Origin of the sequence: Stutzerimonas stutzeri, from assembly GCF_024448985.1 — a bacterium.
Taxonomy (GTDB): domain Bacteria; phylum Pseudomonadota; class Gammaproteobacteria; order Pseudomonadales; family Pseudomonadaceae; genus Stutzerimonas; species Stutzerimonas stutzeri_AP.
Map to the genome: position 1 here is coordinate 65,591 of NZ_JAMOII010000006.1, position 20,149 is coordinate 85,739.

At 61.1% G+C, this 20,149-nt stretch carries 17 protein-coding genes and 1 pseudogene; 9 read left to right on the forward strand and 9 right to left on the reverse strand.

The window, feature by feature from the left end; all coding sequences use genetic code 11:
* Positions 1-51: 51 nt before the first annotated feature.
* A complete protein-coding gene (locus NA647_RS09790) occupies positions 52-744 on the forward strand; it encodes a DUF2057 family protein (RefSeq protein ID WP_256057510.1) in 693 nt (230 codons plus the stop codon).
* A 104-nt stretch (positions 745-848) separates the two neighbouring features.
* Complete coding sequence (locus NA647_RS09795) at positions 849-2,006, forward strand: GNAT family N-acetyltransferase (protein ID WP_256057511.1); 1,158 nt, start codon at positions 849-851, stop codon at positions 2,004-2,006.
* Positions 2,007-2,196: 190 nt separating this feature from the next.
* Here NA647_RS09795 and metR read toward each other — a convergent pair whose 3' ends face one another.
* Positions 2,197-3,123: a transcriptional regulator MetR gene (gene metR, locus NA647_RS09800; RefSeq protein WP_256057512.1), complete on the reverse strand. Its 927-nt coding sequence runs from the start codon at positions 3,121-3,123 to the stop codon at positions 2,197-2,199.
* A gap of 265 nt (positions 3,124-3,388) precedes the next feature.
* On the opposite strand from metR, the gene metE reads away from it, so the two are divergent.
* Both metE and ybaK read left to right on the forward strand, forming a co-directional pair.
* Positions 3,389-5,689, forward strand: a complete 2,301-nt coding sequence (gene metE, locus NA647_RS09805; RefSeq protein WP_256057513.1) for a 5-methyltetrahydropteroyltriglutamate--homocysteine S-methyltransferase — start codon at positions 3,389-3,391, stop codon at positions 5,687-5,689.
* Positions 5,690-5,911: 222 nt separating this feature from the next.
* On the forward strand, positions 5,912-6,382 hold the full coding sequence (gene ybaK / locus NA647_RS09810) for a Cys-tRNA(Pro) deacylase (RefSeq protein WP_256057514.1): 471 nt from the start codon (positions 5,912-5,914) through the stop codon (positions 6,380-6,382).
* Between the two features lie 202 nt (positions 6,383-6,584).
* On the opposite strand, the gene mltF is transcribed toward ybaK, so the two are convergent.
* On the reverse strand, positions 6,585-8,045 hold the full coding sequence (gene mltF, locus NA647_RS09815) for a membrane-bound lytic murein transglycosylase MltF (protein ID WP_256057515.1): 1,461 nt from the start codon (positions 8,043-8,045) through the stop codon (positions 6,585-6,587).
* Between the two features lie 263 nt (positions 8,046-8,308).
* On the opposite strand from mltF, the gene NA647_RS09820 reads away from it, so the two are divergent.
* Positions 8,309-8,608: a GIY-YIG nuclease family protein gene (locus tag NA647_RS09820; RefSeq protein WP_256057516.1), complete on the forward strand. Its 300-nt coding sequence runs from the start codon at positions 8,309-8,311 to the stop codon at positions 8,606-8,608.
* Between the two features lie 67 nt (positions 8,609-8,675).
* Positions 8,676-9,614: a glutathione S-transferase family protein gene (locus NA647_RS09825; RefSeq protein WP_256057517.1), complete on the forward strand. Its 939-nt coding sequence runs from the start codon at positions 8,676-8,678 to the stop codon at positions 9,612-9,614.
* A 58-nt stretch (positions 9,615-9,672) separates the two neighbouring features.
* On the opposite strand, the gene NA647_RS09830 is transcribed toward NA647_RS09825, so the two are convergent.
* Together NA647_RS09830 and yejK are read right to left on the reverse strand one after the other, a co-directional pair.
* Positions 9,673-10,470 (reverse strand): undecaprenyl-diphosphate phosphatase, encoded by a 798-nt coding sequence (locus NA647_RS09830; RefSeq protein ID WP_256057518.1) that lies wholly within the window; start codon positions 10,468-10,470, stop codon positions 9,673-9,675.
* Between the two features lie 252 nt (positions 10,471-10,722).
* A complete protein-coding gene (yejK, locus tag NA647_RS09835) occupies positions 10,723-11,730 on the reverse strand; it encodes a nucleoid-associated protein YejK (protein ID WP_256057519.1) in 1,008 nt (335 codons plus the stop codon).
* Between the two features lie 139 nt (positions 11,731-11,869).
* On the opposite strand from yejK, the gene NA647_RS09840 reads away from it, so the two are divergent.
* The 3 genes from NA647_RS09840 (at position 11,870) to NA647_RS19690 (ending at position 13,883) form a co-directional block, all read left to right on the forward strand.
* The gene (locus NA647_RS09840) at positions 11,870-13,081 is read left to right on the forward strand and encodes an MFS transporter (RefSeq protein ID WP_272889628.1); all 1,212 of its coding nucleotides are present in this window, start codon (positions 11,870-11,872) and stop codon (positions 13,079-13,081) included.
* A 300-nt stretch (positions 13,082-13,381) separates the two neighbouring features.
* The gene (locus NA647_RS09845; RefSeq protein WP_256057520.1) at positions 13,382-13,573 is read left to right on the forward strand and encodes a hypothetical protein; all 192 of its coding nucleotides are present in this window, start codon (positions 13,382-13,384) and stop codon (positions 13,571-13,573) included.
* A gap of 166 nt (positions 13,574-13,739) precedes the next feature.
* The gene (locus NA647_RS19690; protein WP_423836465.1) at positions 13,740-13,883 is read left to right on the forward strand and encodes a GNAT family N-acetyltransferase; all 144 of its coding nucleotides are present in this window, start codon (positions 13,740-13,742) and stop codon (positions 13,881-13,883) included.
* A 6-nt stretch (positions 13,884-13,889) separates the two neighbouring features.
* Here the strand turns inward: NA647_RS19690 and rlmF are convergent, their stop codons facing one another.
* From rlmF to nhaD, 5 genes and pseudogenes are all read right to left on the reverse strand, one after another.
* Entirely contained in the window at positions 13,890-14,891 is a 1,002-nt protein-coding gene (rlmF, locus tag NA647_RS09850; protein WP_256057521.1) for a 23S rRNA (adenine(1618)-N(6))-methyltransferase RlmF, read from the reverse strand.
* 43 nt (positions 14,892-14,934) lie between these two features.
* A complete protein-coding gene (locus tag NA647_RS09855) occupies positions 14,935-16,104 on the reverse strand; it encodes a YbfB/YjiJ family MFS transporter (protein WP_256057522.1) in 1,170 nt (389 codons plus the stop codon).
* An 85-nt stretch (positions 16,105-16,189) separates the two neighbouring features.
* Positions 16,190-18,018, reverse strand: a pseudogene (locus tag NA647_RS09860) (SLC13 family permease).
* Between the two features lie 12 nt (positions 18,019-18,030).
* Positions 18,031-18,327 carry a winged helix-turn-helix domain-containing protein gene (locus NA647_RS09865; RefSeq protein ID WP_256057523.1) on the reverse strand — a complete coding sequence of 99 codons (297 nt, stop codon included), beginning with the start codon at positions 18,325-18,327 and terminating at the stop codon, positions 18,031-18,033.
* 290 nt (positions 18,328-18,617) lie between these two features.
* The gene (gene nhaD, locus NA647_RS09870) at positions 18,618-20,000 is read right to left on the reverse strand and encodes a sodium:proton antiporter NhaD (RefSeq protein ID WP_256057524.1); all 1,383 of its coding nucleotides are present in this window, start codon (positions 19,998-20,000) and stop codon (positions 18,618-18,620) included.
* Between the last annotated feature and the right edge of the window lie 149 nt (positions 20,001-20,149).

Genomic DNA, 20,149 nt, shown 5'->3' on the forward strand with positions numbered 1-20,149 from the left:
TCATCTGACCCTTACGCCAATAGTTGGCGAAATCTTGCACTAGGAGTTTTCATGCGCAGTTTGTTCGTTATCGCCATGGCGTGTCTGTTGGCCGCCTGTGCCCAGCAACCTCACGTTCAGCTGTATTCCGGTGCGCCCTTGCCTGAAAGCCAGGTACTAACGCTGGTAGTCCCCAGTGAACTGGAAATCCGCAGCATCAATGGCCAGCCGCATTCGGCCGCCAACTCCATGTTCGGTGCTTCGGACAAGCGTCTGCATCTGCAACCCGGCGCCTATCAGGTGCATGCCTTTTACAAGAACGGTTTCGACATCGACGGTGGCATCAGCCACGAAGTGGTGCGCAGCCGCACGGCCATCTTCAATTTCGAAGGGAAGGCCGGTGAAACCTGGCGCCTGGAGTTCGACCGCCCGCAGAACCTGGCCGAAGCTAAGGCGTTTGAAACCGACTTTCCCGCCTGGGCGCTGAACACCCGCAGCGGCGAGCGCATCGAGGCCCAGGCTGGCAATCGCAATACCTCGGTTTTGAGCGCGATGCTGGGTTCCAGCGAAGTGGCCCCAGAAGCCACCAGTGTCACCCCGTTGGGCAGCGCAACCGCAGCACCCCAGGCCGTCTCGCTGAATCCGGCTCCTGCCGCCATGGCAACCCTGCCGCACAGCGATGCGACCCTGACGACGCTGCAGCAGATGTGGAACCTGCTGACGCCGGAAAGCCGCTCGGCCTTCCTCAAGTGGGCCCAGCAGTAATCTGCATCGACCTTGCAACTTGCTGGCGATCTGTAGAAATTTTGCCAGCAAGCTGCGCCTGCTCACCCTTTCCTTGTTGTGCCTGACGCGCCAGACTGGCCGGCATGCCTATCCAGACAATTACCCGCCTCGCCGAGCTTGCCCCGCAGCAATGGGACGCTTTGCTGCCGGATAACCAGCCATTCCTACGTCACGCCTTTCTCGCGAGTCTCGAAGACAGCGGCAGTGTTGGCGGATCGACGGGCTGGCAGCCGGAGCATCAGCTGCTACTCGACGCCACGGGGCTCGTGCAGGCAGCACTACCGCTATACCGGAAGACCAACTCCAACGGCGAATACGTATTCGACTGGGCCTGGGCCGATGCCTGTCATCGGGCGGGCATCGAGTATTACCCCAAGTTGCTCTGTGCCGTGCCTTTCTCGCCAGTGACGGGCGCGCGCCTGCTAGGCGAACGCGATGCAGCCGGGCAACTGCTCGATGAGCTCACCAGTGGGCTTGAGGAGCAGGGACAGTCCAGCCTACATGTTAATTTCACCGAGCCGGATGCAGATGCGGTATTACGCGACCGCGATGGCTGGCTGGAGCGCATCGGCTGCCAATTCCACTGGCACAATCGTGGTTATCGAGATTTTCAGGACTTTCTCGACGCGCTTACCTCGCGCAAGCGCAAACAGTTGCGCAAGGAGCGAGAACAAGTGTCGGGGCAGGGGATTGCGTTCGACTGGCGCGAGGGCCACCAGCTTGACGAGGCCGAGTGGGATTTCGTCTATGCGTGTTATGCCAACACCTATCATGTGCGGGGACAGGCACCGTACCTGACCCGTGCGTTCTTCAGCCTGCTGGCCGAGCGCATGCCCGAGGCGATCCGCGTGGTGCTGGCCAGGCAGGGCGCGCGCCCGGTGGCCATGGCCTTCAGCCTGATCGACGCGGGTGGGCTCTATGGCCGTTACTGGGGCTGCCTGGCCGAATTCGATCGGCTGCACTTCGAGACCTGTTTCTATCAGGGCATCGATCAGGCGATCGCCGCCGGTCTGTCTCGTTTCGATGCCGGTGCGCAGGGCGAGCACAAGCTTATTCGCGGCTTCGAGCCGGTGATCACACGCTCCTGGCATTACCTTGTGCATCCCGGCCTGCGCGCGGCGGTGAGCGACTTTCTTGCTCAAGAACGCCTGGGCGTTTTGCGCTATGCCGAGGCGGCACGTGACGCGCTGCCCTATCGGCAGACCGTTGAAAAACTACCTGCGTTAGCAAGACAGCGTTAAAAACAGCCTCGGTTGCGAGCCCAGGCAGAATGCTCATTTAGAAAATTAAACTCGTACGCGAGCCTGGTCCGCTTCCTCGGCTGTTTGGATTCGCTGCGCTCATCCTTCGGGCCAGCCTGCGGCTGTTACTCCCGTTGCGCCTCGTCTTGCCTGCCTCGACTAAGTTTTTTCAAGGCCTGCTGGCACATGTTTATCTCCCTTTCGGCGCTGCGCTGACGCCTTCGAGCGTAGCGAAGGAGGTGTCCTTGGCGGTCAGCAGGAAATCGCGCATGAAGGGTGAATCGAGCATGTCGGCGCGGATACCGGCGAACAGCGTGGCGAACAGGCCTTTCTCGCCCAGGCGCTTGGCAGTGACGTAGCCGCGCGTGCTGTACTCATGCAGTGCCCAGTTCGGCACGCAGCAGACACCACGGCCCGAGGCCACCAGCTGCATCATCATCACCGTTAATTCTGAGGTGCGGACCTGTGCCGGCTCGACATCGGCCGGTTCGAGAAAGCGGGTAAAGATGTCCAGCCGGTCGCGCTCCACCGGATAGGTGATCAGGGTCTCGCTGGTCAGATCTTCAGGGCGTACGTAGGGCCGCGTCGCCAGCGCATGCTGGTTGGCCACCGCCAGCAGGGCCTCGTAGGTGAACAGCGGAACATAGGTGATCCCCGGCAGCTCGATGGGGTCGGAAGTCACCACCAAATCCAGGTCGCCGCGCGCCAGCGCCGGCAGCGGCGCGAAGGAAAACCCCGACGCCAGATCCAGTTCCACTTCCGGCCAGGCATCACGGAACTGGTCGATGGTCGGCATCAGCCATTGGAAACAGCTGTGGCATTCGATAGCCATATGCAGACGTCCAGCGGTGCCACCAGCCAGGCGTGCCAGATCGCGTTCGGCACTGCGCAGCTGCGGCAGCAGGCTGTCGGCCAGTTGCAACAGGCGCAAACCAGCGCTGGTGAAGCGCACAGGGCGGGTCTTGCGCACGAAGAGCTGCAGGCCCAGGCGCTCTTCCAGCTCTTTGAACTGATGCGACAGAGCCGATTGGGTCAGGTGCAGGCGCTCGGCCGCTTCGACGAGGCTGTCCGTTTCGCGCAGCGCATGAAGCGTTTTCAGGTGACGGATTTCCAGCATGTTGCGGTTCCTTGCTGTGTGCTGCCCAACGCCGGCGCTCGCCATGTGGTCGAGTGTTTGAAGTGAGCACTGCTCATCGTGATGGCGAAGTGTGTCTCAGCATGAAAGCGCTGTCGAGCCAGGGGTTGGCGAAGCGTGCCGCAGTGGTTTGATCGGAGCTAGATGAGTATTTCTAATCTTTAACTTTAACTCCTTGAGTTTGTCTCATTCACTCATCATGGCCACAATCTCTTCATCGAAAAAACGAGACGAATCGGAGATTGTTATGGCTGTGGCGCATTCCCTGGGCTTTCCCCGCATCGGCGCGGACCGCGAACTGAAGAAGGCCCTTGAAGCCTACTGGAAAGGCGATCTCGACGAGGGTGAGCTGCGCCGTGTGGGTCGCAAGCTGCGCGCCGCGCATTGGCAGCTGCAGGCGGACGCTGGCATCGAGTTGTTACCGGTGGGCGATTTCGCCTGGTACGACCAAGTGCTGTCGCATTCGCTGATGTTCGGCGTGGTGCCGGAGCGGTTTCGCCCGGCTGATGGCGCGCCGACTCTGGATACGCTGTTCGCGATGGCGAGGGGCGTTGCCAAGACTTGCTGCGGTGCGGGACAGGCGCAGGAGATGACCAAGTGGTTTGATACCAACTACCACTACCTAGTGCCTGAATTCGCGGCGGACCAGCAATTTAAGCTGTCCTGGACGCAGTTGTTCGAGGAGGTCGAAGAAGCCAAGGCGCTGGGGCATGCGATCAAGCCGGTGCTGATCGGTCCGCTGACTTATCTCTGGCTGGGCAAGGCCAAGGGCGAGGCGTTCGACAAGCTGGACCTGTTGGAACGGCTGCTGCCTGTTTATGGCGAAATATTGGATCGGCTGGCCGAGCAGGGCGTCGAGTGGGTGCAGATCGACGAGCCGATTCTGGTGCTGGACCTGTCGCAGGACTGGAAGAATGCCTTCGAACGCGCTTACAACCTGTTGCAGCGGGCTCCGCTGAAAAAGCTGGTCGCGACCTACTTTGGTGGTCTGGAAGACAATCTGGGCCTGGCCGCTGCGCTGCCGGTGGACGGTTTGCATATCGACCTGGTGCGCGCACCGGATCAGTACCCGGTGATCCTCGATCGGCTGCCGGCCTACAAGATCCTCTCCCTCGGGCTGGTTAACGGGCGAAATGTCTGGCGCTGCGATCTGGACAAGGCGCTGAGTGTGTTGCAGCACGCTGCCGAGCGGCTCGGCGAGCGCTTGTGGGTCGCGCCGTCCTGCTCGCTGCTGCACGCGCCAGTCGATCTGGCGCGGGAGGATCAGTTGGACGCCGAGTTGAAGAGCTGGCTCGCCTTCGCGGTGCAGAAATGCGCCGAAGTGGCGGTGCTGGCACGTGCTGTGAGCGCACCTGAAGATGCTCAGGTACGAGCCGCGCTGCAACACAGCCGTGCGGTCCAGGCCAGCCGCGGGCAATCACCGCGTATTCACAAACAAGAGGTGCAGGCGCGCCTGGCGGCCATCGCGCCACAGGATAGCCAGCGCTCGTCGCCCTTTGCCGAGCGGATCGATAAGCAGCGTGCACGGCTGAATCTGCCGGCATTCCCCACCACTACCATCGGCTCGTTTCCGCAAACGCCAGCCATCCGTATTGCGCGTCAGGCGTTCAAACAGGGCAAATTGGCACTGACTGATTACACCGAGGCGATGCAGGCCGAAATCCGTCATGCAGTAGCGGTGCAGGAACAGCTGGGCCTGGATGTGCTCGTGCATGGCGAGGCCGAGCGTAACGACATGGTCGAGTACTTTGCCGAGCAGCTCGACGGCTACGCTTTTACCCGTTTCGGCTGGGTGCAGAGCTACGGCTCGCGTTGCGTCAAACCGGCGGTGATCTATGGCGATCTTAGCCGTCCGGCGCCAATGACGGTGGAGTGGATTCGTTACGCGCAACAGCAGACCAGCAAGATCATGAAAGGCATGCTGACCGGTCCGGTGACCATGCTGATGTGGTCCTTCACGCGCGACGATATCAGCCGCGAGCAGCAGGCGCGTCAGCTCGCGTTGGCGATTCGCGATGAAGTCTGCGATCTGGAGGCGGCGGGCATCAGGATCGTGCAGATCGACGAGGCCGCGTTTCGCGAGGGCCTGCCGTTGCGTCGCGCGCAGTGGCAGGGTTATCTGGACTGGGCGGTGGACGCCTTCCGTCTGTGCGCCAGCGGCGTACGAGATGAAACGCAGATCCATACGCATATGTGCTACAGCGAATTCAACGATGTGATCGAGTCGATCGCCGCGATGGATGCCGACGTCATCACCATCGAGACCTCGCGCTCGCAGATGGAGCTGCTCGAAGCCTTCCGTGCCTTCGACTATCCCAACGACATTGGTCCGGGCGTCTACGACATTCACTCGCCACGGGTGCCGGATACCCAGGAAATGGTGCAGTTGCTCCAGAAGGCCAGTGAGCGGATTCCGGTCGAGCGGCTCTGGGTTAATCCTGATTGCGGCCTGAAGACCCGCGGCTGGCCGGAAACCGAGGCGGCGTTGGTGAACATGGTCGCGGCGGCGCGGCAATTACGCGTCGCCCAGCAGGGCAGGGTGGCCTAAGGCCTCTCGGTGGGAGCGTCTGCCATTGTTCGCGAGCAAGCTCGCTCCTACGAAGCATAAGCTGACGTTTTTGTGGGAGCGAGCTTGCTCGCGAATGTGCCTCGGTGCGCTGCATCGCCAACAGCTCACTGCGGGCCAGCACAGAGACGACTGTCGTGTCTCACCACGTGCGGGTTGTTATTTTCAGCTAATGTATCGGCTCCATCCGACTTGCTCCCCGTCATGACTCCTGCCATCGATCTGCTGAAAAAGGCCAAGGCCGAACACCGTGTTCACAGCTACGAACACGATCCGAAATCCGCATCTTATGGGCTCGAAGCGGCTGAGAAGCTCGGCCTGGAGCCCGCGTGCGTATTCAAGACACTGCTGGCCTGTAGCGAGAAGAACGAACTGCTGGTCGCCGTGGTGCCGGTCGCCGGCACGCTTGATCTGAAAGCGCTGGCGCAGGCGGCCAAGGTGAAAAAGGTCGATATGGCCGATCCCATGGCTGCGCAACGGGCGACGGGTTATCTGGTCGGTGGGATCAGCCCGCTGGGCCAGAAAAAGCGGCTGCGCACCTTTATCGACAGCTCCGCCCTAGCTCTGCCGAGCCTGCATGTCAGTGCGGGACGGCGAGGTCTGGAGGTGGAGTTGACAGCGCAGGTGCTGGCCGAGCATACCGCCGGCACCTTCGCTCAGATCGCACGATTGTGATGAACCGCCATTTTCCCCTTTGGCTGCGATCTCGTAGGGCCGAATTCATTCGGCCTTCGCCACCCTAAGGCCGAATAAATTCGGCCCTGTGAACAGCCCTAGCGGCGGCAGTATCTCGCCGAGGTCGGTGGCATTGATGCCGGGGATGTGGATCTCGCTTTGGACCCTAATGGCCGAATGAATCGGCCCTACGTGAACAGCCCTAAAGCGGCGGCAGAATCTCGCCGAGCTCGGTGGCATTGATGCCGGGGATGTGAATCTCGTTCTGCACCAGTTGCTGGCCTTCCATCTGCGGCTGGGTCACCCAGGTCAGGATGTCGTAATAGCGGCGGATGTTGGCGACGAAGTGCACCGGCTCGCCTCCGCGCGCATAGCCATAGCGCGTCTTGGTATACCACTGTTTCTGCGACAGACGTGGCAGCATCTGCTTCACGTCCAGCCATTTGTTCGGGTCCAGTCCTTCGCCTTCGGCCAACTTGCGCGCGTCTTCCAGATGGCCGCCGCCGACGTTGTAGGCGGCGAGGGCGAACCAGGTGCGGTCCGGCTCCTTGATGCTGTCGGGCAGATTGGCATGGACCAACGCGATGTATTTGCCACCGCCCTGAATGCTCTGTACCGGGTCGAGGCGATTGGTAACGCCCATGGCTTTCGCGGTATTGAGCGTCAGCATCATCAGGCCGCGCACGCCGGTTTTCGACGTGGCTTCCGGTTGCCAATGGGACTCCTGATAGCCGATCGCAGCGAGCAAACGCCAGTCGACGCCATGCGCCTTGGCCGTTTCGCGGAAGTGCTTTTCATAGCGCGGCAGGCGCTGTTGGAGATGTTTGGCGAAGGCATAGGCACCGACATAACCGAGCACGTCGACATGGCCGTAATAACGTTCGCGCAGCCGCTGCAGCGTGCCGTTCTCCTTGGCCTGGCCGAGGAACTGGTTGGCCGCTACGAGCAGGCTGTCGTCTTCGCCTTTGCCCACGATCCACGAAAGGCTGTTTTGCTCGCCCAGGTCGAACGCAACGCGAGCGTTGGTGAAATAAACCTGGTTGAGCGCCAGTTCGTTCGATTCCACCAGCGTCAGATCGACCTGGCCTTCATCCACCATGCGCAGCAAGTCGACGACTTCTACCGCGTCGGATTCCTCATAGCGCAGTTCGGGCAACCCGGTTTGCAGCGCCTTGAGCGTTTCCGCCTGGCTGCTGCCCTTGAGCACAAGGATGCGCTTGCCTATCAGGTCTTCGGGTTGGGTCGGTCGACGTTGCCCTCTGCGATAGACCACCTGAGTCGTGACGTCCAGGTAGGAGTCGGTGAAGCGCGCCAGGTTCTGGCGTCCTTCACTGGCAACCAGCCCGGCTGCGGCGAGGTCGGGGCCGCCGGGACGATTCAGGCGGGTGAAAATCTCATCGATGCTGTCGGCGGTTTCAAGCTGAAGTTCGACGCCCAAGTGGCTGGCGAAGCGCTTGACCAGTTCGTATTCGAAGCCGGCCTCACCGTTGCGATCCTGAAAATATGTGGAGGGGCTGTTGCGGGTGATCACGCGCAGTACACCTTCCTCCTTAATACGCTCAAGTGCGCTGGGCGGTTCAGCGCAGCTGCTGAGCATCAGGAAGAGTCCGGTCGCCAGCAACCAGGCGGTGCAGCGCTTGCGGAACGCGGTTTGGGCAAACATCGGCGCAGTATACGCAAAGGCGAACCGCCACCATATCTCGACAGGATCGACGGACTTTGCTAAGCGAAGCGGCTAGCGCATGGCTTACCGGGATGCCGTGAGTCTGTCCGATCAAGCGCCGGAGGCCATCATTGTCTTGATGCCGCTCCGCGCGGACCGACCGTGCATGCTTGCCCTGATGGTGGCTGACCGGGACAATCCAGCGCTCATTTCCGAGCGCATTTTTGCATGCCACATTCCCTCTTGCCGCGAGATTTGGTCGCATGAGCACCGCTGCTACAAAGCCCTGGTTCGTCTATCTGGTAAGGGCGGCGAACGGCTCGTTGTACTGCGGAATCAGTGACGATGCACAGCGTCGCTTCACCGTGCACCAGAGCGGGCGAGGGGCGCGCTTCTTTCATTCGAGCCCAGCGGTGGCGCTGGTTTATGTCGAAGCCTGCGAAAGCAAAGGGGACGCATTGCGCCGCGAGCGTGCCATCAAATCGCTGAAAAAACCGGCCAAGGAGGCGCTGGTCGCCACGTACCGTATCAGTGACCCGGTGAATGCCCCGGCAATCAGCTGAGCGGGTAGGCTGCTTTCTCCGTCGCGAGTAAGCTGCCGGTCTACCTACAAGACTGGCGGAGCCTGCAATGCACGAAATCATCCTGCACCACTATCCCACCTCGCCGTTCGCCGAAAAGGCGCGGCTGATGCTGGGTTTCAAGCAACTCTCCTGGCGTTCGGTGACGATTCCGCCGGTGATGCCCAAGCCGGATCTCACCGCATTGACCGGTGGCTACCGGCGTACGCCGGTGCTGCAGATCGGCGCCGATGTGTATTGCGATACGGCATTGATGGCGCGCCGTCTGGACGCCGAGAAAAGCACGCCGGCACTGTTTCCGGAAGGTCGGGAGTTCGTGGCTGCGACCTTGGCGCAGTGGGCCGATTCAGTGCTGTTCCTGCATGCGGTGAGCCTGGTGTTCCAACCCGAATCCATGGCGCTGCGCTTCGCTCAGGTCCCCAAGGAGTTCGTCCAGATTTTCAGCAAGGATCGCGCCGAGCTGTTCAGCAGCGGCTCCGTGACACGCATTCCGTTAGAACAGGCCAAGAGTCATTGGCCGGTCCTGATGGCGCGTCTGCAGCAACAGTTGTCGCGCGAAAGCGGTGGGTTCCTGCTGGGCAATGCTCCTTGCGTGGCTGACATTGCGGTTGCGCATTGTCTGTGGTTTCTCAAGGGCACACCGGTCACTGCGCCACTGGTGGACAATTATCCGGATGTTGCCGCCTGGCTTGGTAAGGTACTGGCTGTCGGTCATGGCTCGCTTTCCGAGCTGTCTGCCGAAGAGGCCGTGTCTATCGCCCGCAGCTCCACTCCGGCTGCGTTGCCAGACGAGGCCTTCTTCGAGCCCAACGGCTTCCAGGCCGGCCAGTCGGTGACCATCTCCGCGGTGGACTACGGCACGGATCCGGTTGCTGGCGAGCTGGTGTTCGCCGGTGTCGAGGAGTTGATTCTGCGCCGTGAAGATGAACGCGCCGGCGTGGTCCATGTGCATTTCCCCCGCATCGGCTACCGCATCGACGCCCGTTGATGCCTCAGGCCCGCGAAACTGCGCAACGCCGTTCCGCGGGCCGTTCGTGTTCCGAGCGTCAGAGCGCGATGAACAGCAGCGCGACGCCCAGCAACAAACGATAGATCACGAAGGGCAGCATGCCCAGCGCATCCAGGGCCTTGAGGAACAGCTTGATGCAGAGGAAGGCTGCGATGAAGGACAGGGCCGCACCGATGAAAATGTCGTTCCATTGCGCAGCTTCGCCGGACTGGGCCAGCTCGACCGCTTTCAGCCCACCCGCGGCAAGAATCAGCGGTATCGACAGCAGGAAGGAGAAGCGTGCGGCGGTCTGCCGGGTAAAACCGAGCAGCAGCGCGGCGGTCATGGTGATGCCCGAGCGGGAAGTGCCCGGAATCAGCGCCAGCGCCTGGGCGAATCCGATAATCAGCGCGCTTTTCCAGGTCAGGTGATCGATTTCAGCGACCCGTCGGCCCTTGATGTCTGCGTACCACAGCAGCAAACCGAAGATGATGGTGGTGGCGGCAATCAACAGCATCGACCGGGTGTACTGCTCGATAAAGTCCTCCAGCAACAATCCGATGATTGCCGCCGGCAGGGTACCAATGATGATCGCCCAGCCCAGACGGCTCTCCGCGCTGACCTGTCGTCTGAATACGTGAGCCAGCCAGCCGCGGCTGGTGGCAATCACTTCGTGACGGAAACAGATCAATACGGCTAGCAGCGTGCCGACATGAACCGCGACGTCGAACGCCTGGCCCTGGTCCGGCCAGCCGAGCACCTGGGACGGTAGGATCAAGTGAGCGGACGAGGAAATCGGGAGAAATTCGGTGATGCCTTGCACCAGGGACAGAATAATCAGGTGAAACCAATCCATTGCGAATCCTTACCAGAACGGGTCGTACGAAGTTGCGGCTCCAATCGAGCAGCCATGTGACTGACAAACGGGCATTTCATTCAGCGCCAGTTGGATTCGTTCCGCTCATGAGTAGCGGGCGACCTCAGCTGGGCGGAGCAAGCCGCCCTGATCGAATATGCGCTGAGTTGATGAACATCCGACACCTTCAGCGCAGCGCTACAGCCGCTAAGACGAAGACGCTGTCGTTAGCTGCGTCGGGCCAGCCGGTGATCAGTCCTTGCGGCGCTTGAGCTGGTCGGTCAGCTGCGTCGGGAGTTGGCGGATGATCAACATGTTGCGGGCTTCGTCATATTCGATCTTCGAGCCCAGCAGGTGCGATTCGAAGCTGATCGACAGCCCTTCGGCGCGGCCGGTGAAGCGCTGAAACTGGTTGAGGGTGCGCTTGTCCGCCGGGATCTCCGGCGAAAGGCCGTAATCCTTGTTGCGGATGTGCTCGTAGAAGGCTCGTGGGTGCTCCTCGTCAATTACGCCGGACAGTTCTTCCAGCGACATGGGTTCGCCGATCTTCGCCTGGCTGCTGGCGTAACCGACCAGCGCGCTGGTTTTCTCGCGGGCCTTTTCTTCCGGCAGGTCTTCGCTTTCGACGTAATCGCTGAAAGCCTTGAGCAGCGTGCGCGTCTCGCCAGGTCCGTCGACACCTTCCTGGCAGCCGATGAAGTCGCGGAAATACTCCGAGACCTTCTTGCCGTTCTTGCCCTTGATGAAGGAAATGTACTGTTTGGACTGCTGGTTATTCTTCCATTCGGACAGATTGATCCGGGTGGCCAGGTGCAGTTGGCCGAGGTCAAGGTGTTTGGCTGGCGCGACGTCCAGCGAGTCGGTGACGGTCACGCCGTTGCTGTGGTGGAGCAGGGCGATGGCCAGGTAGTTGGTCATGCCTTGTTGATAGTGAGCGAAGAGCACATGGCCACCAGTGGAGAGATTGGATTCCTCCATCAACTTCTGCAAATGCTCGACGGCTTGGCGACTGAATGCGGTGAAATCCTGGTTGCCTTCCATGTACTGACCCAGCCAGCCACTGAAAGGGTAGGCCCCCGACTCTTCGTGGAAATAGCCCCAGGCCTTGCCCTGCTTGGCGTTGTAGCTTTCGTTGAGATCAGCCAGCAGATTCTCGATGGCCTGTGATTCGCCAAGCTCCGAATCGCGGGCGTGAAGCACGGCAGGGGTGCCGTCGGGCTTTTTCTCAATCAGATGAACGATGCAGTGGCGAATCGGCATGGTTTACTCGCGGCGGGTGAGGCGGACAGGCCGCAGTTTACCCGAGCAACCGTGCCCGTCGCAGGGCAAAAAGTGGATGTGGTTAGATGGAGGTATGCGGGTAAGATGGCTTCCCCTTGTTTTACTAAGTGTGTCGGCGATGAATGCGATATGGCGCAACAGTGCTTGGATCCTGTTGGGTGGCTCTCTGATCCTGGCCGTTTCCCTGGGGACACGGCACGGGTTTGGTCTGTTTTTGCCGCCGATGAGCGCGGAGTTCGGCTGGGGACGTGAGGTCTTCGCCTTCGCCATTGCCTTGCAGAATCTGATCTGGGGGTTGGCGCAGCCGATTACTGGCGCGCTGGCAGATCGCTTTGGCGTTGCCCGAGCGGTATTGCTTGGCGGAGTGCTCTACGCGGTCGGCCTATTACTCATGGCTGGCGCGGATTCGCCGGTCTCGCTTTCGCTGAGCGCCGGCCTGCTGATCGGGTTGGGGCTGTCCGGTACCTCATTTTCGGTGATTCTGGGCGCGGTCGGACGCGCCGTTCCGGCCGAGAAGCGCAGCATGGCGATGGGCATCGCCAGTGCCGCGGGCTCTTTCGGCCAGTTCGCCATGCTGCCGGGGACGCTCGGTCTGATTGGCTGGTTGGGTTGGTCATCAGCCTTGCTGGCGCTGGGACTATTGGTTGCGCTGATCATGCCGCTGGCGTTGATGTTGCGCAGCGGTCCGCCGGCTCCCGTGACCGGCCCGCAGCAGTCCTTGGTCGAGGCGCTGCGTGAGGCTGTTGGTCACTCCGGCTTCCGCCTGTTGGCGCTGGGCTTCTTCGTCTGCGGGTTCCAGGTCGTATTCATTGGCGTGCATCTGCCGGCGTATCTGGTGGATCAGCAATTGCCGGCGATGGCGGGCACCACGGTGCTTGCGCTGGTCGGCCTGTTCAATGTGGTGGGTACTTATACCGCTGGTTGGTTGGGCGGCTGTTACTCGAAACCCAAGTTACTGACGGCGCTCTATCTGCTTCGGGCTGTTGTGATCAGCGCGTTCTTTTTCGCCCCGCTTACGCTCTGGACAGCCTATGCCTTCGGCATCGCGATGGGTCTGCTATGGCTGTCCACGGTGCCGCTGACCAATGGAACGGTGGCGACGTTGTTCGGTGTGCGCAACCTGTCGATGCTTGGCGGCATCGTCTTTCTGTTTCATCAAATCGGCTCATTCTTCGGCGGCTGGCTGGGCGGGTGGGTTTACGACCAGACCGGCAGCTATGATCTGGTCTGGCAAATATCCATCGCTCTCAGTCTGATGGCCGCGGCGCTGAATTGGCCAATTCGTGAACAACCGGTCGAGCGGGTGCGTCTGGCCGGGGGCGTTGCGTAATGCGCAGGGGCTGGTTGTGGGCAGGCAGCGTTGTTCTGGCGCTGCTCCTGGTTATGGCTTGGTGGGGCTGGCAGCAGGGCGGGCTGGCCCTGCTGCAGCTGGGCGTAGGCATTTGCTGATCTAGGGTCTGTTGACGTTTCGTCGCGAGCCGCGTTGCTGCGCCAAATGGAGTTTTTACGGGTGTTACGGAATCAATTCACGGTAGATGGCTCCAACAAGCGAGACGATTGAAAGCTGTCGCAGAACCGTAACCAAAGCCCTGTAAAAAGCTGCGGCATGCAGTTATTGGAGCTACCGAACATGTCCACTCTTACCGAACTCGCCCAACAGATCGCCCAACTCTATCCTTTGCAGGACAAGCGCGTCGGCAAGCGCTACCGCGTAGTCGGCGAGCTCGCTGGCATGACTGAGCTGGAAGAGATCAATGGCGAGCCGCGTTACATTCAGACCATGGTCTTGAAAAACAAGCAGCTGTGGGACATGGCGGTCTGAGCCATACCTTGCGTGCGCAAGGCGCGCCGCGACGACGCTGTAACGACTCGCCTGCTGGGTCAGCTTGGTTACCCGGCAAGCGATGAGCGCAGTTGACCCTTGAGGGCGATTTCCGCCGGTTCAGCTATCTCTATGTTGGCTCGATGACGCGCGGATCGGTGAACTGCTGGTGCAGGCAGCCGAGCAGCGTGCCCGAGCCCGCGGTTGTGGTTGCATGGAACTTGAATGCAATGTTCGGCGCGACGCGGCCCATCGCTTCTATGCACGACTGGATTATGAAGATGCGCCTGGTACTTTAGCTGTTCGCTAAATCGAATCAGCCTGGCTGGCGTTTCCAACGTTTCGAGCGCCACTCGTTCTGCTGCGCTTCGTTCAGGAAAGTCCAGGCGACAAAGCGGCTGCGCTTCTGTCCTTGAGACATGTCAGAGACCTGTATCTGTTGGGCGCCGAGTTTTTTCAGCCGTGCCTGCAGCGGTTGCACATTACCCGCCTTGGATACCAACGTACTGAACCAGCAGACTTGCTCTGCCACGCCACGGCTTTCGTCCGCCATTCGAGCGATAAAAGCCGCTTCCCCGCCTTCACACCAGAGCTCCGCTGCCTGGCCGCCGAAGTTCAGTGCCGGAAGCTTGCGCTTCGGGTCGAGCTTGCCGAGGTTGCGCCACTTGCGCTGGCTGCCGCTGTTGGCTTCGGCCTGCGAGGCATGGAAAGGCGGGTTGCAGAGCGTGATGTCGAATCGGTCGTCAGGCTGCACGAGGTTTTCGAAGATGTGTCGCGAGTCCATCTGTTGGCGCAACGTGACGCTTTTGCCGAGCCCGTTCGCTGCGACGATGGTGCGCGCCGAAGCCAGGGCGATCGCGTCGATATCCGAGCCGGTGAAGCGCCAGCCGTATTCGCGTAGACCGATCAGCGGATAGATACAGTTGGCGCCAGTGCCGATATCCAGTGCGTGGATTCTATCGCCGCGGGGGAGGTCACCAGCGTTCTGAGCGGCCAGCAGATCGGCCAGGCCATGCAGGTAGTCGGCCCGACCGGGAATTGGCGGGCACAGGTAGCCCGCCGGAATGTCCCAATGGACGATGCCGTAGAACTGCTTGAGCAAGGCTCGGTTGAACACGCGCACCGCATCCGGGCTGGCAAAATCAATGCTCTGTTTGCCGTATGGGTTGAGAATCACGTACTCGGCCAGCTCCGGACTGGCAGCAATCAGCGCAGGAAAATCGTAGCGCCCGATGTGGCGATTGCGTGGATGCAGGGTGGCTTTGCCACTGGCCAGCTTGGCGATGCGTGATTGGCTATTGGCTTTGGGGGTGTTCATGTTCGGCTGCTGTAACGATGAAGTCGGCATTGTCCCACAGCTTTCAGGCGCGGCGTGGGACCAGCAGCATCCAGATCAACCCCCATAGCAGCGCGCCGGCGCCAAGCCAAAAGGCGCTGTGCAGGCTGCCGCCCATGCCCATCCAGACGCTGGTCAGCCAGGGAGCGGCGAGTTGCGTCAGGCCGTAAAAGGCGATCAGCGCGGCAGATAGGCGCGGGCCCTGATGTGGATGCAGCGTGCGCGCCAGCCGCTGGGTCAGCAGCACCGTGCCGAGAAACGTACCGCCGACCAGCACGGCGCAGAGCAAAATGCCCGGTGCCCCCGGCAGCAGCAGCGCTGCCAGCACGCCGATCAGTTGGGTGACATAGCTCAAACGCAGCGCCCGGACATCGCCAAGCAGGGCGCCCAACCGATTCCACAACCAGGGTGAGGGAAGCGTTGCGAGCGCCACCACCAGCCAACTGCTTTCGATGAGGAAGTCGCCGGGCTCCACCTGCAGCCGCGCCACCATCGGCAGAAAGGTCATCGGCAGGATATAGCCCATGCCAGCGCCGGCATAGGCCAAAAACAGCGGTATGCTGGCGCGATCCAGCAGCCGTCCGCTGCGGGTATGCGCGGCGTCTTCCGTCGTTGTGTCCTCGGGTATGTCCAGCCGCGCCAGTTGGCGCCAGCCCCACCAAGCCAGCGGAATTGAAAGCAACGCCGCCGGCCACCAACGATCGGCACCTGCCAGCACGCCGTTGCTCAGGCTTACCAGCAGACTGGAAAGGATCAGCCCAACGCAAACCCCCAGATACACCAGACCGCTGGATGACACGCGCCGATGCCGCGCAAGCCATTCCAGAACCAGCGAAGGGGCCTGAACGAACACTAACCCGTTGCTGATGCCATTGAGCAGACGCAGCGCCGAAAGCGACTCCGCTGACTCGGCCTGGGTCTGTGCCAGGGTGGTCAGCCCGTGCACTATCAACGCCCAAGGCAGGCTTCGGCGGATCTGCGTCACCCGATGCCAGCGCAACGCCAGCAGCGCGCCGATCAGGTAGCCGAGGTAGTTCCAACTGGCGATGCTCGCGCCTTGTTGCACGGTTAACAGCCCGTCTTCCACCAGCCACGGCAGTAGCGGCGTATAGACGAAACGACCGAGGCCGTGAACGACGAGCAACAGCGTGGCTCCGGCCAGCAGGACAGGGAATAGGGCGGGGCGTTGGGTCATTGATTCGGACCAGGCGAGCGTGGAGGGCGTCAGCTTAACGGCAGCATTGGTCAGGCGACCACGCTACGGATGGCTGATAGAAATTTCAAAGCGGGAAGAGCAGCGGCACCATTAACACCGATGTCAGCATGACCAACAAGGTGAAGGGCACACCGATGCGCACAAAATCCGCGAAACGATAGTTGCCTGGGCCAATCACCAGGGTATTCACGGGCGAAGAAATCGGCGTCATGAACGCGGCTGAGGCGGCCAGTGCGATGATCATGGCAAAGGGGTAGGGCGATGCGCCAATCTGCTCGGCCGTAGAAATCGCCACCGGCGCCATCAATACCGCGGTTGCGGTGTTGGAGATGAACAGGCCGATGATGGCCGTGAGCAGAAACAGGCAGGCCAGCAACGCCTGAGGGCCGGAGTCGCCAAACAGGCCGATCAGCGCCGATACCGCCAGTGCTATCCCTCCTGCCTTTTCCAGCGCAAGGGCGAACGGCAGCATGCCGACGATCAGCACCAGGCTTTGCCAGTGGATGGCCTTGTAGGCGCTGTCCATGTCGATGCAGCGGAACAGTCCCATGACCAGGCAGCCGATCAGCGCGGCGAGCACGTTAGGGACCACGCCGCTGACCATCAGCACCACCATCACGGCAAGCCCCAGCAACGCGAAGGGCGCCTGATTAGCGGCGGGCGCTACGTCATCAATCTCGGCGGGCAGGCTCAGGACCAGGAAATCACGGCGCATGCCTTGCAGGCGATGTATGTGTTTCCAGCCGCCGGCAACCAGCAGGGTGTCGGCGGGTTTGAGTTTTTCATCGACCAGCAAGCCTTGCAGCGCCTCGTGGTTGCGCCGCAGACCGACTACGTTGAGCTTGTGCTTTGAGCGGAAGCCCAGCTCCTGAATGGTCTTGCCGGGCAGACGCGAGTCCGGCGGCAGCGCCACCTCCGCCAGGCCCAGCTCGCGGGAATGATCGCCATAGTAGGAAGTGTTGAGCTGCAGCGGCTCGAGCCCCAGTTCGTCGTAAGCGCCAAGCAGCCCGATCGCCGGGCTCGCCAGGTCAACCAGCAATACGTCCCCCACAAGCAATTGGGTATTGCCAGTGGCGATCAGCAACAGGCGGCGGAAACGCTGTTGGCGTTCGATGCCAATAACATTGATGCCGTACTGGGAGCGAAGTCGCAGCTCGTCGAGTGCCTGGTTGGCCAGCGGCGATGCGGGCAGTACGCGAAGACGGCGTTCTCGTTCGGGTAGCCGGTAGCGTTGGGCCAGGGCCGCGAGCGTGTCGCGGGGTTCGACAGTGCTGTCAGGATCGCTCGACTGCCCAAGCCAGCGCCGCGCCAGCAGCATGTAGGCGATGCCTAGCAGCAGGATGGCCAGCCCGATGGGCGCAAAGCTGAAAAAGGCGAAGCCATCCAGGCCGGCGCGTCGTAGCTCACTGTGCACCACCATGTTCGGCGGTGTGGCGACCAGCGTAAGCATGCCGCTCATCAATCCGGCGAACGCCAACGGCATCATCAGGCGGCGCGGCGATACATTCATCTTTGCAGCGATGCTCAGCACCACCGGAATGAAGATGCGACCACGCCGGTCGAGCTCATCACCGAGCCCAGTCCGGCAACGGCAAGCATCAGCAGTACCAACAGGCGTGTCTCGCTGCTCCCTGCCGAGCGCATCAGCCACTCGCCCAGGCGATAAGCGATGCCGGTGCGGACCAGACCGTTGCCGATCACGAACAGCGCGGCGATCAGTACGATGCTTGGATCGCTGAAACCGGCCAGTGCTTCGGAAACGCTAAGGATTCCGGTCAGCGGAAGGGCGATCATGGCCAGCAGCGCGACGACATCCATCCGCGGCCGGTTGAGGAGGAACAGTCCGACGCAGGTGGCCAGCAACGCCAAGACCAGCAACAGATCGACATTCATGCTGAACGGCGGTCAGGGGTAGCCGAGAACTGATTTGAGCTGGTGCAGGTTGCGCTCGATCCAATGGCGGTCGATCGCGCCCCAGTCATGGATGCGGTATTGACCGGCGTTATGCCGCTCGCCGTCCTCCTGGGCGAAGCGGCAGTCGATATCGAGATCGGCCAGTGCGGTCAGGGTGTCTTGGGCTGTGCGCCTCGGCATCCCGGTAGCGGCGACCAGCGCGGGCACGCTGGTGGCTGCACCGGTATCGATCAGCCAGGCGACGTAGAGTCGACGGTAGAAACTGCTTCTGGTTTTGCTGACAGTCATCACGGTTCCATGACAGTAGTTCTGTGCTGTTGAGCCTGTGCGAAGGCTTCAACGGCACAGAACGAGGCGTATCGATTAACAGGCCGTTGAAGAACGTTAGCTAGGCAGGCAAGACAAGGCAAAAACAGGCGAGGAAGCGGACCGGGCTCGCGTACGAGCTTAGGTGTTCTAAATGAGCATTACTCACTTCGTTCGCCCTTCGGGCCGCGCTGAAGCGCGTTAGCCGCAAGCGGCTTGCCGAGCCTATTTTTAACGCAGTCTTGCCAACGCAGGTAGTTTTCAACGGCCTGTTAACGCAGCGCGAGCATCCCGATGTAGGTAACGGCGCCGGCCGTATAGCCGATGAAGGCCAGCAGGCTGACCCGCCTGATATACCAGGTGAAGCTGATCTTCTCCATGCCCATCGCTGCAACACCCGCCGCTGAGCCGATGATAAGCGTGCTACCGCCGGTGCCGGCGCAGTAGGCGAGCATTTCCCAGAAGTTGCCATCGACAACAAATTGCGAGAGCCATGCCGTTTCGTCAGCCGCGGCTTCTGCAAGCATAGCCGGGCTGACAAGCGGGTACATTTTCATCGAGCCGGCAACCAGCGGCACGTTGTCGACTACAGCCGATAGCAGGCCGATGGCGTAGTTGATGGGGTAGATGTGGCCCATCGTTTCGCGTAGCGCCGTAGCGACCTGGGTCAGGTGACCGGCAGTCGCCAGTGCCGCGACCGCCAGGAGAATACCGAGGAAGAACAGCACGCTGGGGGTATCGACCTTGCGCAGCACGCCGACGACCGAGAGCGGATGTTTGTCCTCATCGTTCTTATGGCGATGGATGAACTCCGTGATGATCCAGAGCACGCCCAGGCCGAAGAGGATGCCCATATAGGGCGGCAGGTGTGTCACGGTCTTGAAGATTGGGACGAATAGCAGGGCACCGAGGCCGAGCGCCAGCACCAAGTTGCGCTCGAAGGGAGTGGTAGCGGGCGGAACCTTCTCGGCCAGGTGGGCGCGCGCACGTGGCCGCGGCGCCTCGCCACGCAAGCGGAAGCTGAGGATGATCAATGGCACCAACAGGCAGACTAGACTCGGCAGGAACAGGCCCGTGATGACGCTGGAGGCGGTGATCTGGCCGCCGATCCAGAGCATGGTGGTGGTCACGTCGCCAATCGGCGACCAGGCGCCTCCGGCATTGGCAGCGATCACCACGATACCTACATAGAGCCAGCGCTCGGGGCGGCCGCGGATCAGTTTGCGTAGCAGCGACACCATAACGATCGTAGTGGTCAGGTTGTCCAGCGCCGCAGACAGGAAGAAGGTCAGGAAGCCGACAATCCACAGCAGATGCACACGCTTGCGCGTCTGGATGCGATCGGTGATCGCCTTGAAGCCCTCGTGGGAGTCGATCAACTCAACGATGGTCATCGCGCCAAGTAGAAAGAAAAGGATTTCCGAGATTTCGCCGAGGTGGTGGCGCAACGATTCGACCACCACGGCCGATGAGTCGCCTGGATCATGACTGCCTGGTTGCAGCAGCGGCAGAATGCTGTCCGCGCCCAATATCAGTACGGTCCAGGTCAGCACTGCGGTGAGCAGCGCGGCGGCGGCTTTGTCGATCTTGAGTGGGTGTTCGAAGGCTATACAGAGATAGCCCAGAACAAACACAACAGCCATGAGTGCATACATCGGAGGGGCTCCACCTTTGAGAAACCGGACCGGCGGTTCGGAATGCCGAATGGCTCGGTCACTGGCAGGCTCAAAATGGCGATGGGCTTTAGCGAGTGAAGTAAGTTAGAAACCGTATACGGAAAGGTAGTTACCTGCGTTTGACGGTC

Coding starts and splice junctions, on each gene's coding strand:
- yejK (WP_256057519.1), bottom strand. CDS start 11,730: ATGCCGATTCGCCACTGCATCGTTCATCTGATTGAGAAAAAGCCCGAC.
- NA647_RS09840 (WP_272889628.1), top strand. CDS start 11,870: ATGAATGCGATATGGCGCAACAGTGCTTGGATCCTGTTGGGTGGCTCT.
- NA647_RS09795 (WP_256057511.1), top strand. CDS start 849: ATGCCTATCCAGACAATTACCCGCCTCGCCGAGCTTGCCCCGCAGCAA.
- rlmF (WP_256057521.1), bottom strand. CDS start 14,891: ATGAACACCCCCAAAGCCAATAGCCAATCACGCATCGCCAAGCTGGCC.
- nhaD (WP_256057524.1), bottom strand. CDS start 20,000: ATGTATGCACTCATGGCTGTTGTGTTTGTTCTGGGCTATCTCTGTATA.
- NA647_RS09865 (WP_256057523.1), bottom strand. CDS start 18,327: ATGACTGTCAGCAAAACCAGAAGCAGTTTCTACCGTCGACTCTACGTC.
- NA647_RS09825 (WP_256057517.1), top strand. CDS start 8,676: ATGCACGAAATCATCCTGCACCACTATCCCACCTCGCCGTTCGCCGAA.
- metR (WP_256057512.1), bottom strand. CDS start 3,123: ATGCTGGAAATCCGTCACCTGAAAACGCTTCATGCGCTGCGCGAAACG.
- NA647_RS09790 (WP_256057510.1), top strand. CDS start 52: ATGCGCAGTTTGTTCGTTATCGCCATGGCGTGTCTGTTGGCCGCCTGT.
- NA647_RS09830 (WP_256057518.1), bottom strand. CDS start 10,470: ATGGATTGGTTTCACCTGATTATTCTGTCCCTGGTGCAAGGCATCACC.
- NA647_RS09855 (WP_256057522.1), bottom strand. CDS start 16,104: ATGACCCAACGCCCCGCCCTATTCCCTGTCCTGCTGGCCGGAGCCACG.
- metE (WP_256057513.1), top strand. CDS start 3,389: ATGGCTGTGGCGCATTCCCTGGGCTTTCCCCGCATCGGCGCGGACCGC.
- NA647_RS09820 (WP_256057516.1), top strand. CDS start 8,309: ATGAGCACCGCTGCTACAAAGCCCTGGTTCGTCTATCTGGTAAGGGCG.
- NA647_RS09845 (WP_256057520.1), top strand. CDS start 13,382: ATGTCCACTCTTACCGAACTCGCCCAACAGATCGCCCAACTCTATCCT.
- mltF (WP_256057515.1), bottom strand. CDS start 8,045: ATGTTTGCCCAAACCGCGTTCCGCAAGCGCTGCACCGCCTGGTTGCTG.
- ybaK (WP_256057514.1), top strand. CDS start 5,912: ATGACTCCTGCCATCGATCTGCTGAAAAAGGCCAAGGCCGAACACCGT.